Here is a 13274-nt window from a genome sequence, read left to right as displayed (position 1 = left end):
TTGACCCCGTGTTTGCGCGTCTTGGCCGCCTCGTCACCCGTCGCCCGCTGTGGGTCCTTGCCGCCTGGGTGCTGATCGCCGGGCTCCTCGCGGCCGCCGCCATGACGGGCCTGGGCGGGACGCCCCTGTTCCAAAAGCTCGAGACCGACCAGCCGACCGTTCCGGGCAGCCAGTCCGAGCGGGTGTCGGAGCTCATGCGCGCCTCGGCGGACGGCGCGTCGATCGTCCTCATGGTCGAGGGCGCCGACCTGACGGACACCGACGCCGTCGCGGCGACCGGCGACGTCCTGACCGCGACCCGGGACGACCTCGCGGCGCTCGACGGCGTCGCCGAGGTGACCGACCCCTACCAGCACCCGCTGGGGCCGACCCAGCCGGAGGTCGCGGCGCTCGTCGACACCGCGACGGGCTCCTTCCTCGTCCAGGTGACGCTCGATGCCGACCTGCCGTCCGACCGGGAGAAGGAGGTCGGCGGCGAGGTCGAGGAGCGGCTGACCGCGCTCGGGACCGAGCTGAGGGACGACGACCTGGCGACGGGATCGCTCATCACGTCCTCCGCCATCCTCGTCCGCGAGTTCAACGAGCAGATGGAGTCCGACCTCGTGCGGGGCGAGCTGGTCGCGCTCCCGATCTCGCTGCTCGTCATGGTCGTCGTCTTCGGCGGCGCGCTGGCGGCCGGCATGCCGATCGTCGGCGCCGTCGCCTCGATCGGGGCCGGGCTGGGCAGCATCTGGTCGCTGTCCTACGTCATGGACCTCGACTCGGTCGTCATCAACGTCGTGACACTGCTCGGTCTCGGCCTGTCCATCGACTACGGCCTCCTCATGGTGTCCCGGTTCCGGGAGGAGCTGAAGGAGCTCGTCGACGAGCAGACCGCCGCGATCACGGCCGGTATCGCCGTCGGCAAGCGGCGCCGCGGCGGACGCCGGCGCGACGCGCTCGTCGTGCGCGCCGTGGAGCGGACGGTCGCGACGGCCGGTCGCACCGTCACGTTCTCCGCGCTCACCATCGCGATCTGCGTCGCCGGCCTCATCGCGATGTCGCCGTCGCTGCTCAAGGGGCTGGGCGTCGCGGGCTCGGTCATCGTCGTCATCGCGCTCCTCACGGCCATCACGCTCGTGCCGGCGCTGCTCACGCTCAGCGGCCGCCGGTTCCTCCGGCCGTCCGTGCTGTCCCGGATCCCGGGGCTGCGCCGCGTCGTCGGCCGGCTCGGCGACGTCGCGCCCCGGCGCGGCGTGTTCTCCGCGCTCGCGACGTGGGTCCAGCGCTACCCGTGGCCCGTGCTCATCGGCTGTCTCGCGATCCTCGTGACGGCCATGGTGCCGCTCGGGAGCCTGCACCTGCGCAACTCCGGCATCGACGCGCTGCCGGCCGACGCGCCGGCGCGGGTGGCGATCGACACGATCAACGAGCGCTTCCCCGGCACGGCGTCCGCCGACCTGTTCGTCGTGCCGGAGGACACCGCGGCCGACGACGCGACGCTCGACTCGGTCGCGGCCGGGCTCGAGGGGCTGGCCGGTGTCGCGTCGGTCGATGCCGCCGCCCCGCTCGACGACGGCGACGGTCACGTCATGATCGGCGTCCACCTGGCCGACGACGTCGAGCCCGACTCCCCGGCCGCCGTCGAGCTGGTCCGCGAGATCCGCGACCTCGACCTCGGCACGCCGGTGCTCGTCGGCGGCCAGGCGGCCGGCCAGGCCGACTTCACCGGCGCGCTCGTGCGCGGGCTGCCCGTCGCGGGCGGCATGGTGCTGATCGCGACGTTCGTCCTGCTCTTCCTCATGACGGGCTCGGTCCTGGTCCCGGTCAAGGCCCTGCTGACGAACGCGATCTCGATCGCCGCTTCGCTCGGGATCACGACGTGGGTGTTCCAGATGGGGCACGGCGCCTCGCTGCTGGGGTTCACGGCGGCCGGCGGGCTGGAGAGCTACGTCGTCGCGATCGTCGTGGCCTTCGGGTTCGGCCTCGCGATGGACTACGAGGTGTTCCTCATCGCGCGGATCAAGGAGCTGTACGACACCGGGGTCGGCAACGACGAGGCGGTCGTCGTCGGGCTGCAACGGTCGGGTCGGATCATCACGTCGGCCGCGCTCGTCATCATCGTCGTGTTCGCCGGGTTCGCCTCGGGCGACCTCCTGCCGATCAAGGAGGCGGGCTTCGCGCTCGCCGTCGCGGTCGCGCTGGACGCCACGCTCGTGCGGATGCTGCTCGTCCCCGCCACGATGACCGTGCTGGGCGAGGCCAACTGGTGGGCGCCGCGCTGGCTGCGCCCGCTCGCGAACCGGTTCACCATCGCGCACTGACCCCGGCTGTCTGCCCTCACCGTCGCCGGCCTCCGCCGAGCCGGCCCCGACCGAGAGCGACCGGTCGATGTCGGACCGGCAACGTACGCTCGATCCGTGGATCTCTTCGAAGCCGCCTCGACCGACGAGGCCGGCGTCCCCGGCGTCGATCCCGCGGCGCCGCTGGCCGTCCGGATGCGTCCGGCGAGCCTGGAGGAGGTGGTCGGCCAGGGCCACCTCCTGCGCGCCGGCGCCCCGCTGCGCCGGCTGGTCGAGCCGACCCGCGCTGGATCGCCGCCGCCGTCCTCCGTCGTGCTGTGGGGCCCACCCGGCACCGGGAAGACGACGATCGCCTACCTCATCGCGCGGGCCGGCGGGCGGCGGTTCGTCGAGCTCTCCGCCGTCACGGCCGGCGTCAAGGACGTCCGGATGGTCATCGAGGACGCGCGCCGCCGGCTCGCGGGCGGGGGAGAGGAGACCGTCCTCTTCGTCGACGAGGTGCACCGCTTCTCCAAGACGCAGCAGGACGCCCTCCTGCCGAGCGTGGAGAACCGCTGGGTCACGCTCGTGGCGGCCACGACCGAGAACCCGTCGTTCTCCGTCATCTCCCCGCTCCTGTCGCGCTCGCTGCTGCTGACGCTGCACTCGCTCGAGCCCGAGGACGTCGCGGACCTCGTCAGGCGCGCCGTCGCCGACGAGCGGGGGCTGGGCGGCACCGTCGAGCTGAGCGAGGAGGCACTCGAGCAGCTCGTCCGGCTCGTCGGGGGCGACGCCCGCAAGGCGCTCACCGTCCTCGAGGCCGCCGCCGCGACGGCGCTGGAGGAGCAGGCGGACGACGACGAGACCGACCAGGGCGAGGACGACGCCGGCGCGCCGGCCGTCATCACGATCGACGTCGTCGAGCGCGCCGTCGACGTGGCCGCCGTGCGCTACGACCGGGACGGCGACCAGCACTACGACGTCGCGAGCGCGTTCATCAAGTCGATGCGCGGCAGCGACGTCGACGCGGCGCTGCACTACCTCGCGCGGATGATCGCGGCGGGGGAGGACCCCCGGTTCATCGCGCGGCGGATCGTCATCGCGGCGAGCGAGGAGATCGGGATGGCCGACCCGACGGCGCTCCAGACCGCCGTGGCGGCCCACCAGGCCGTGAGCTTCATCGGGATGCCCGAGTCGCAGCTCATCCTCGCCCAGGCGGTCATCCACGTCGCGACGGCGCCGAAGTCGAACGCGACGACGCTCGCGATCGCGGCGGCCCTCGGCGACGTGCGGTCCGGCAAGGCCGGGGCGGTGCCGTTCCACCTGCGCGACGCGCACTACGCGGGCGCCAAGGACCTCGGCCACGGCAAGGGCTACCAGTACGCGCACGACGCGCCGCACGGCGTCGCGCCGCAGCGGTACGCGCCGGAGGGGCTGGAGGACGCGCGGTACTACGCCCCGACCGACCGCGGGAACGAGCGCGCCGTCGCGGCCCGGCTGGAGCGAATCCGCGAGATCCTCGACTCCCAGCCCTGACGTGGTCCGAGGTCGGCCCCAGGTCGCCTCGCGGCCGGCCCCGAGGTGGCCACGGACCGGTCCCGAGCGTCCGGGCCCGGCCGCGGGCGGGATGGGCTAGACTGTTGCGGTTGCCTGGACGGCTCGGTCCGTCCGTCGGCACTCCTGGGGTCCTAGCCCATCGTGGTCGGCCCCACCCCCACGCGGACACGCCGCGCCGGGGTGACAGCAGCAACAGGAATGAGTTGACGTGGCCCACAACCGCGCCCGCCACCAGGTGCGCCTCTCGCGCGCCCTCGGAATCGCCCTCACCCCGAAGGCCGCCCGCGCCTTCGAGAAGCGCCCCTACCCGCCCGGCGAGCACGGCCGCGCCCGCCGGAAGCAGGAGAGCGACTACGCCGTCCGCCTCAAGGAGAAGCAGCGTCTGCGCGCGCAGTACGGCCTGCGCGAGGCCCAGTTCCGCAACACGTTCGACGAGGCGCGTCGTCACCCGGGCCTGACCGGTGACACGTTCGTCGAGCTGCTCGAGTGCCGTCTCGACGCGCTCGTCCTCCGCTCGGGCTTCGCCCGCACGATCGCCCAGGCCCGCCAGGCCGTCGTGCACCGCCACATCCTCGTGGACGGCAAGATCGTCGACCGCCCCTCGTTCCGCGTGAAGCCGGGCCAGGTCCTCCAGGTCAAGCCGAAGAGCCAGACGATGGTCCCGTTCCAGGTCGCCGCCGCCGGTGCGCACCGTGACGTCCTCCCGGCCGTCCCGGAGTACCTCGAGGTCAACCTCGAGAAGCTGCGCACCGTCCTCGTGCGGATGCCCAAGCGCGCCGAGGTCCCGGTCCAGGCCGACGTCCAGCTCATCGTCGAGCTCTACGCCCGCTGAGCCCTTCCGCCCCACGTGGGCGGTCCACGCGTGTGCCCCGGGCGACCGGGGCACACGCGTGACGTTCGTTCCGGGCCGGGTCGGTCGCTGCGGGTACTCTCGACGGACGACGACGGATCGGGTCGCACCCGTGACGAGTCGTCGCAGCGTCCCAGGTGTCCTCCCAGGTGCCCAAGGAGAAGGTGGCAGCAGTGTCGGTATCGCTCGGTGACATCGCGGGCCTCGTGGCCGCCCTCGCCTTCGTCGCGCTCGTCGTGGCGATCGCCGTCCCGCTCCTCAAGCTCGGGGCCGTGCTCGACGAGACCAGGCTCTCGGTCGCCGAGCTGACCGAGCACACCGTCCCGGTCATCGACGAGGCGGCCGAGACGGTCCGCGGGGCGAACGCCCAACTCGCCAAGGTCGACACGGTCACGACGTCCGCCGCCGAGGTTGGCCAGAACGTCTCGGCGCTCACGACGCTCGTGTCGGCCACGCTGGCCCGACCGATGATCAAGGTCGCGGCCTTCTCCTACGCCGTCCGGTCGGTCGTCGCCAAGCGGACGGGCCGCCGCTGATGAGGTTCGTCTGGGCCGGCGTCGGGGCCGCGGTCGCCGTCGCCGTCCTGTACCAGGTCGGCCGGGCCCGCTCAGCCGCCGACTCCGTCGCCAGGACGCTGACGCCGCAGGGCCTCGCCGAGGCGCTCACGCAGGGCGTGGAGGAGCTCCGGCTCGTCGGAGCCGAGCTCCGGACCGCGATGCGCGAGCAGGAGGCCCGGCTCGGCGCCGACCTGCTCCCGCCGCCCGAGGTCCTGGACGACGCGCGGACCCTGCGCGGCGGCTCGCCGCGCGCCGTCGGCCGCCGCGTCGAGCACGACCCCTGGGACGACGCCGACTTCTAGCCGACCGAGCCGTCGGACCGTCCCACCCCAACGTCACCGCGGCCGCAGCCGCGGACCACCAGAGGAACCCAGATGCGCACCGCCGAGATCCGCCGTCGCTACCTCGACTTCTTCGCCGAGAACGACCACCAGATCGTGCCGAGCGTCCCGCTCGTCTCGCCCGACCCGTCGATCCTGTTCACGATCGCCGGCATGGTCCCGTTCATCCCGTACATCATCGGGACGGAGCCGGCGCCGTGGCCGCGCGCCGCGAGCGCGCAGAAGTGCATCCGGACGAACGACATCGAGAACGTCGGCCGCACGACGCGGCACGGCACGTTCTTCCAGATGCTCGGCAACTTCTCCTTCGGCGACTACTTCAAGGAGGGGGCGATCCGCTACGCGTGGGAGTTCCTCACCACCTCCCAGGAGCAGGGCGGCCTCGGCTTCGACGGTGAGCGCCTGTGGGTGACGATCTGGGAGGAGGACGAGGTCGCCGCCGCCGCGCTGAGCGAGGTCGGCGTCGACCCCGCGCACGTCGTCCGGCTCCCGCGCGAGGACATCTTCTGGGACACGGGCCAGCCCGGCCCCGCTGGGCCGTGCGCGGAGTTCCACGTCGACCGCGGGCCCGAGTTCGGCCCCGACTACGACCCCGCGACGGGCGCCGCGGGCTGGAACGACGAGATCGGGGACCGCTACCTCGAGATCTGGAACCTCGTCTTCGACCAGTACCTGCGCGGTGAGGGCACGGGCAAGGACTACCCGCTGCTCAAGGAGCTCGACTCCAAGGCGATCGACACCGGCGCCGGCCTGGAGCGCATCGCGTACCTGCTCCAGGGCAAGAACAACATGTACGAGATCGACGAGATCTTCCCGGTCATCGGACGGGTCCAGGAGCTCTCGGGCAAGGTCTACGCCTCCGGCGAGCCCGGCACCGAGGAGGACGACGTGCGGATGCGCGTCGTCGCCGACCACGTCCGCAGCGCGCTCATGCTGGTCGGCGACGGCGTTCGCCCCGGCAACGAGGGCCGCGGCTACGTGCTGCGCCGCCTCCTGCGCCGCACGATCCGCTCGCTGCGCCTGCTCGGCCTCACCGGCCCGACGCTGCGCGAGCTGCTGCCCGTGTCGAAGGACGCGATGAAGGAGTCCTACCCGGAGCTGGAGCGCGACTTCGAGCGCATCTCGGCGATCGTGTACGGCGAGGAGGACTCCTTCCGCCGCACGCTCGAGTCCGGCATCGCCCTGCTCGACGCGGCGTCGTCGCAGGTCCGCAGCGGGGGCGGGACGACGATCACCGGCGAGGACGCCTTCCGGCTGCACGACACGCACGGCTTCCCGATCGACCTCACGGTCGAGATGGCGGCCGAGCAGGGCCTCGACATCGACCTGCCGACCTTCCGCCGGCTCATGACCGAGCAGAAGGAGCGGGCGCGCGCCGACGCGCTCGCGAAGAAGTCCGGCCACGTCGACACCTCGATCTACCACGCGCTCGCCGGCGAGCTGGGCGCGCCCGTCGAGTTCCTCGGCTACACCGACGCCACGGCGCGCGTGCGCGTCGTCGGGCTGCTGTCGAACGGCCAGCCGGTCGCGACGGCGGTCGCGCCGGCCGAGGTCGAGATCGTCCTGGACCGGACGCCGTTCTACGCGGAGGCGGGCGGACAGCTCGCGGACACGGGCACCATCGGCCTGGACGGCGGCGGCGTCGTCGAGGTCGACGACGTGCAGGCGCCGATCAAGGGCCTGAGCGTCCACCGCGGCCGGCTGGTCGACGGTGCCGTCACGCTCGACGACCTCGGCACCGCGCGGATCGACACGCAGCGGCGCCGCGCGATCGCCCGCGCCCACACCGCCACCCACCTCGTCCACAAGGCACTGCGGGAGACGCTCGGCGAGGGCGCGACGCAGGCCGGCTCGGAGAATGCGCCGCACCGTCTCCGGTTCGACTTCCGCTCGGGCTCGCAGCCGCCGGCCTCGGCGCTGCCCGAGATCGCCGAGCGGGTCAACCTCCGGGCGGCGGAGGACCTGGAGGTCACCGACCGCGTCATGGGGATCGACGACGCCCGCGCCCTCGGCGCGATGGCGCTGTTCGGCGAGAAGTACGGCAACCGCGTGCGCGTCGTCGAGATCGGCGGCGACTGGTCGCGCGAGCTGTGCGCCGGGACGCACGTGACCTCGACGGGCCACCTCGGCCCGGTGACGATCCTCGGCGAGGCGTCGATCGGCTCCGGCGTGCGCCGCGTCGAGGCGCTCGTCGGCGACGCGGCCACGCGCTTCCACGCCCGCGAGCAGGTCCTCGTCTCCCAGCTCTCCCAGCTCGTCGGCGTGCGCAGCGAGGAGCTGCCCGAGCGCATCTCCGGCCTCCTGACGAAGCTGCGCGACGCCGAGAAGGAGGTCGCGGCGCTGCGCCAGGCCGCGCTCCTCGCCGAGGCGGGCGCGCTCGTCGCCGGGGCGGTCGACGTCGACGGCGTCCGGGTCCTGAGCCACGACGCCGGGACGGTCGCGGGCGCGGACGACCTGCGCACGCTCGCGCTCGACCTGCGCGAGCGGCTGGGCGGCGCGGCCGTCGTCGTCATCGGCGGGACCGTGAAGGACCGTCCGTCGGTGGTCGTCGCGACGTCGCCGAACGCGCGCGAGCGCGGCCTGCGCGCCGGCGAGCTGATCCGCGAGCTGGCGGCCGCCATGGGCGGCCGGGGCGGCGGCCGCGACGACGTCGCGCAGGGCGGGGGCGCCGAGGGGGCCGACCTGGCCGGAGCGCTCGCGGGCGCTCCCGGCATCGTCGGCACGAAGGTCGGGGCCTGAGCATGCGCCGCGGGGTGCGACTGGGCGTCGACGTCGGGAGCGTGCGGGTCGGGGTCGCGCGGAGCGACCGCGACGGCCTGCTCGCGACGCCGGTCGAGACCGTCCAGCGCACCCGCGACGACGACGGCACGCTGCGCGTGGCCGAGCTCGCGCGCGAGCTCGAGGCCATGGAGGTCGTCGTGGGCCTGCCGCGCTCGCTCGACGGCAGGGAGCGCGCCGCGGCCGGCCTGGCTCGCGCGTACGCGCGGCGGCTCGCCGACCTGCTCGCCCCGGTCGGGGTGCGGATGGTCGACGAGCGGTTCAGCACGACGACCGCGCAGCGGGCGATGACGGCCTCCGGTCGTCGAGCGAAGGACCAGCGGGCCGTGGTAGACCAGGTTGCGGCCGTGGTCCTGCTGCAGGCGGCCCTGGATGACGAACGCGCGGGGGGCGCACCTCGCGGACGGCTGATCGCCGCCGCTCGAACACCCGAGGAGAGCTCGTGACCGATCTGTTCGACCACCTCGAGGGCGGACACGACGACGCGGACGGAGACCAGCAGTCGCGTCGCGCCCGACGGGCCGTCGCGTCCGACGACGGTCAGCCCCCTCGGCGACCGGACCGCGAGTCCCGGCGCCGGCACCGCTCGGTGCTCAGCTTCGTCGTCATGATCGGCATCCTCGTCGGCCTCGTGGCCGGCGGCTGGTTCGTGGTCAAGCCGCTGTTCTCCGGCGGCGGCGACCCGTCGGCGAACGTGTCGGACTACCCCGGCCCCGGCGCGACCGAGATCCTCGTGGAGATCCCCGAGGGGTCCAGCGGCAACGCGATCGGGCTCATCCTCAAGGACGCGGGCGTCGTCGCGACGACCGAGGCGTTCAGCAAGGCGTACTCCGAGAACAGCGCGGCCACGTCGATCCAGCCGGGCACCTACAAGCTGCTCCAGCAGATGGCGGCCAAGGACGCGGTCGCGGCGCTGCTCGACCCGGCGAACCGCGCGGACATCCGCGTGACGATCGCCGAGGGCCTGCGCAGCGACCAGCTCTACCAGAAGGTCGCCGACGCGCTCGGGATCAGCTACGACGACGCCTACGCCGCGGCGCACGACTACGCGGCGCTCGGGCTCGAAGGCCCGCCGAACACGAACGAGGGCGTCATCGACCCGATGGAGGGCTGGTTCTACCCCTCGACGTACTCGATCAAGCCCAGCGGCACCGCGACCGACATGTTCAAGCAGATGTACGACCGCACGATCGCGGAGCTCGACGGCCTCGGCATCGCGCCCGAGGAGCGGCTGCACGTGCTGACGCTCGGCTCGATCGCCATGAAGGAGACGGACGCGGTCGACTGGCCGAAGACCGTCCGCGCCATGGAGAACCGGCTGGCCGAGGGCAGCGAGTTCGGCGGGAAGCTCCAGGTCGACTCGACCTTCGAGTACGCCTGGGCGCTCCAGCACCCCGGCGAGAAGATGGACCCGAACCTGCACAACACGGACCCGAGCCCGTACAACACGCGGCTCGTGGCCGGGCTCCCGCCGTCGCCGATCGGCACAGTCGAGGTCGGCGCGATGTCCGCGGTGCTCTCGCCCGAGGAGGGCGACTGGACCTACTGGATCACGGTCGACTACTGCACCCGTGAGACGCGGTTCACCAAGGACTACCAGGGTGAGTTCCTGCCGTGGAAGGCCGAGTTCCAGGACTTCCTCCAGCGGTGGCAGGCCAACGACGAGAAGTGCCCGCTCCCGGAGAGCTGATGGCGACGGGCCCCGAGGATCCCACGACGCCCGCACCGGAGCCCGACTCGGCTCCGGTGCGGCGTCGAGACCTGCGCCGCAACGCCGCCCGCGCCGCCGGGGAGGCGGGCGGGGCGACCGCCCGGCCGAGTGCGCCCGAGGACGCCGGAGCCGACGTCGCCGCGGTCGACGCCTCGGCGCGGGACGGGTCGGTGACCCAGCCGACGGCCGCCGAGCCCGCCCGGACCGACGGACCCGCCGAGACCGCCGCGGAGCCGTCGATCGCGGAGCCGGTCCCGACCGCGGAGCCGGTCCCGACCGCGGAGCGGGTCGTCGACGAGCCGGCGCGCCCGTCGCGGTCCGTCCCGCCCGGCGGGCGCTCCCACCGCCGCAGCTCGATCATCGGCGTGATCCTCGCGGTCGCGATCGTGCTGGGGCTCGGCGTGCTCATCCTCAGCGCCGTCCGTCCCCGACTGCCGGAGGGCGGCGCGACCCCGTCGACGACCGAGGCGGTCCAGCTCGACTACCCCGGCCCGGGATCGGGCGAGGTCCTCGTCACGATCGACGCCGACGCCGACGCGACGGCCATCGGCACGGTCCTCGTCGACAGCGGGGTCGTGCTCACGGTCGAGGGGTTCGAGGCCGCGTACGCCGCGAACCCCGGTGCCGCGTCGATCCAGCCCGGCTCGTACCGGCTGCTGGGGCAGATGACCTCGAAGGACGCGATCACGGCGCTGCTCGACCCGGCCCGACGCCAGGACCTCCAGCTCACCATCCCGACCGGCTACCGGACCGACCAGATCTACGCGCGCGTCGCCGACGTGCTCGGCGTGCCCGTCGACGATGTGCGGGCGGCGGCGCAGGACTACGCGGCGCTGGGGATCGACGGGTCGCCGAACACGGCCGACGGCGTCTTCGACCCGCTCGAGGGCTGGCTGCTCGCGGGCACCTACACGGTGAGCCGCACCAGCACGCCGACCGAGGTGCTGCGGCAGATGTACGACGCGACGATCGCCCAGCTCGACGCCCTCGGGGTGGTGCCGGAGGAGCGGGCGCGCATCCTGACGATCGCGTCGATCGCCGGCAAGGAGGCGCACGTCGCCGAGGACTTCCCGCGCGTGACCCGGGTCATCGTCAACCGCCTGGCCGTCGACAGCCCGACGGACGGCCGGATCCAGATGGACTCGACGCTCACCTACGCGTGGGCCATGCAGCACCTCGCGGTCGAGGAGATGGACCCGGCGCTGCACGACACGGACCCGTCGCCCTACAACACCCGGCTGCTGGCGGGTCTGCCGCCCTCGCCGATCGGGAGCGTCGACGCGGTGCTGCTGAACGCGGCGGTCTCGCCCGAGGAGGGGCCGTGGATCTACTTCGTCGAGACCGACCTGTGCTCGGGACAGCTGACCTTCACCGACTCCTACGACGAGATCATCGCGCGGCAGAAGGAGCTGCGGGAGTGGATCGAGACCTGGGAGGCCGGTGGCGAGGCGTGCCCGACACCGGAGGGCTGAGCACCGTGGAGGGCAGGACCGCATGACCACGACGAGACGCGCCGCGGTGGTCGGTGACCCCGTCGGGCACTCGCTCTCCCCGGCGCTGCACAACGCCGCGTACGCCGCCCTCGGCCTGACCGGGCACGAGTACGAGGCGGTCCGCGTCGCGGACGGCGAGCTGGAGCCGTTCCTGCGCGGGATGGGCCCGGAGTGGCTCGGCCTGTCGGTCACGATGCCGCACAAGAAGGCGGCGCTGGCCGCGGCCGACGTCGTCGAGCCGCTGGCCGCGACGGTCGGCGCCGCCAACACGCTGCTGCCGCAGCCGGGCGGGCTGCTCGTCGCCGCGAACACCGACGTCTACGGCGTGGCCGAGGCGATCCGCGGGACCCGCCGCGCGGCCGGTGCGTCCGAGCGCCTCTCGTCGGCCGTCGTCCTCGGCGCGGGGGGGACGGCGGCCGCCGCCCTCGCGGCGCTGGCCGAGCTGGGCGCCACCGCGCCCACCGTGTGCGTGCGCTCCTCGGCTCGCGCCGCCGACCTCATGCAGGCCGCCCACCGGATGGGGGTCGACGTGACGCTGCGGCGGTTCGACCACGCTTCGCGGTTCGTCCTCGACGCCGACGTGGTCGTGCAGACGGCGGTCGCCGGGGCGGCCGACGCGGTGGCGGCCGAGCTCGCGCAGGTGCTCGCCGACTCGCGCGGCGGGCTCCGGCCCGACCAGGTGCTGCTCGACGCGATCTACGACCCGTGGCCGACCGAGCTCGCCCGGGTGTGGGCCGACGGCGGCGGGAGCGTGGCGCCGGGCTGGCTCATGCTGCTGCACCAGGCGGCCGAGCAGGTGCGCCTCATGACGGGGCTCGTCGCGCCCGTCGAGGCCATGCGGGACGCGCTCGTCCGCGCGCTGGGCCCGCACGAGCCGGCCGGCCGGTAGCCGTGGAGTCGCTCGGCGCCGTCGTAATGGGCATGCTGGCGGCCGGCGCGGTGCTCGTCGTCGGAGCGGTCCTGACGGCGGTCGTGCTCGCGCCGCGGGTCGCGTCCCTCGCCGGCGAGGGTGCGCGTCGCTGGTGGCTCGCCCGGCCGGTCCAGGCGCTGGCCGTCCTCGCCGTCACGCTGCTCGCCCTGCCGAGGACGGCACCGGCGCTGTGGCCCGGCCTCGTCGTCGGGCTCGCCGCCGCGACGCTCGCCTGCCTCGTCGACGCCGCGAGCCACCGGCTCCCCGACGTCCTCACGGTGCGCGCCGGCGGTGCGGCACTCGTCCTCGCGGGGGTCGGAGCGTTCTACGTCGCCGGCTGGGCCGGGCTCGCCGCGCTCGCCTCCGGGGCCGTGGTCGCCGGGGGAGTCCTCGGCCTCCTCGTGCTCCTCTACCCGCCGGGGATGGGTCTTGGCGACGTCAAGCTCGCGACCCTGCTCGGCGGACTGCTCGGCGCCGTGGCCTCCGTCGGGGCCGGGTTCGCCGGGACGCTCGGCTCGGGCGAGCACCTCGGCGCGGTCGTCGGCCGGGCGGCCGCCGCATCGGGCGGGATGCTCGCCGCCGCGTTCATCCTCGGCGGCCTGACGTCGCTCGCGCTGCTCGCGCTGCGCCGCGTCGGACGTCGCGACGCGGTCCCGTTCGGGCCGTTCCTCCTCCTCGGTGCGCTCGTGTCGCTGGCGACCCGCCTCCTGTGACGCCGGGCGACCAGCGGGTCGAGCTCCTCCCGCGCCGGGGCGGGGCCTGACGAGGGCGGACCGACCGTGTCCGCCCCCTGGCCGACCGCGCTGGCGCCGCCGG

General features: G+C 74.0%; 11 protein-coding genes. All 11 read left to right on the top strand.

The features are described from left to right. Nucleotides 1-8: 8 nt before the first annotated feature. The 11 genes from EDD28_RS14920 (at nucleotide 9) to EDD28_RS14870 (ending at nucleotide 13171) form a co-directional block, all read left to right on the top strand. Entirely contained in the window at nucleotides 9-2303 is a 2295-nt protein-coding gene (locus EDD28_RS14920) for an MMPL family transporter (RefSeq protein ID WP_123740544.1), read from the top strand. Between the two features lie 96 nt (nucleotides 2304-2399). Continuing rightward, nucleotides 2400-3797 (top strand): replication-associated recombination protein A, encoded by a 1398-nt coding sequence (locus EDD28_RS14915; protein WP_123740543.1) that lies wholly within the window; start codon nucleotides 2400-2402, stop codon nucleotides 3795-3797. Between the two features lie 229 nt (nucleotides 3798-4026). After that, nucleotides 4027-4650 (top strand): 30S ribosomal protein S4, encoded by a 624-nt coding sequence (gene rpsD, locus EDD28_RS14910; RefSeq protein ID WP_123740542.1) that lies wholly within the window; start codon nucleotides 4027-4029, stop codon nucleotides 4648-4650. Between the two features lie 191 nt (nucleotides 4651-4841). After that, nucleotides 4842-5204 (top strand): DUF948 domain-containing protein, encoded by a 363-nt coding sequence (locus EDD28_RS14905; RefSeq protein WP_123740541.1) that lies wholly within the window; start codon nucleotides 4842-4844, stop codon nucleotides 5202-5204. Further along, entirely contained in the window at nucleotides 5204-5527 is a 324-nt protein-coding gene (locus EDD28_RS14900; RefSeq protein WP_123740540.1) for a hypothetical protein, read from the top strand. The genes EDD28_RS14905 and EDD28_RS14900 overlap by 1 nt, the downstream gene beginning before the upstream one ends. Before the next feature lie 72 nt (nucleotides 5528-5599). Further along, nucleotides 5600-8305: an alanine--tRNA ligase gene (gene alaS, locus EDD28_RS14895; protein ID WP_123740539.1), complete on the top strand. Its 2706-nt coding sequence runs from the start codon at nucleotides 5600-5602 to the stop codon at nucleotides 8303-8305. Between the two features lie 14 nt (nucleotides 8306-8319). Continuing rightward, nucleotides 8320-8790 (top strand): Holliday junction resolvase RuvX, encoded by a 471-nt coding sequence (gene ruvX, locus EDD28_RS14890; RefSeq protein ID WP_245968100.1) that lies wholly within the window; start codon nucleotides 8320-8322, stop codon nucleotides 8788-8790. After that, complete coding sequence (locus tag EDD28_RS14885; RefSeq protein WP_123740537.1) at nucleotides 8787-10034, top strand: endolytic transglycosylase MltG; 1248 nt, start codon at nucleotides 8787-8789, stop codon at nucleotides 10032-10034. The genes ruvX and EDD28_RS14885 overlap by 4 nt, the downstream gene beginning before the upstream one ends. Continuing rightward, the gene (locus tag EDD28_RS14880; protein ID WP_148059640.1) at nucleotides 10013-11527 is read left to right on the top strand and encodes an endolytic transglycosylase MltG; all 1515 of its coding nucleotides are present in this window, start codon (nucleotides 10013-10015) and stop codon (nucleotides 11525-11527) included. Before EDD28_RS14885 ends, EDD28_RS14880 begins: the two co-directional genes overlap by 22 nt. Nucleotides 11528-11549: 22 nt before the next feature. Next, nucleotides 11550-12437, top strand: a complete 888-nt coding sequence (locus EDD28_RS14875) for a shikimate dehydrogenase (RefSeq protein ID WP_123740535.1) — start codon at nucleotides 11550-11552, stop codon at nucleotides 12435-12437. A gap of 2 nt (nucleotides 12438-12439) precedes the next feature. Then, nucleotides 12440-13171, top strand: a complete 732-nt coding sequence (locus EDD28_RS14870) for a prepilin peptidase (protein WP_148059639.1) — start codon at nucleotides 12440-12442, stop codon at nucleotides 13169-13171. The last annotated feature ends 103 nt before the right edge of the window (nucleotides 13172-13274 follow it).

It is taken from the genome of Salana multivorans (assembly GCF_003751805.1).
Classification (GTDB): domain Bacteria; phylum Actinomycetota; class Actinomycetes; order Actinomycetales; family Beutenbergiaceae; genus Salana; species Salana multivorans.
The sequence above is the reverse complement of the archived record's forward strand: the minus strand, read 5'-3'. Positions and strand labels throughout refer to the sequence as shown.

Bases quoted from the DNA above. Each gene is read 5' to 3' on its own strand.
- EDD28_RS14875 (WP_123740535.1), top strand. From the start codon at position 11,550: ATGACCACGACGAGACGCGCCGCGGTGGTCGGTGACCCCGTCGGGCAC.
- alaS (WP_123740539.1), top strand. From the start codon at position 5,600: ATGCGCACCGCCGAGATCCGCCGTCGCTACCTCGACTTCTTCGCCGAG.
- EDD28_RS14900 (WP_123740540.1), top strand. From the start codon at position 5,204: ATGAGGTTCGTCTGGGCCGGCGTCGGGGCCGCGGTCGCCGTCGCCGTC.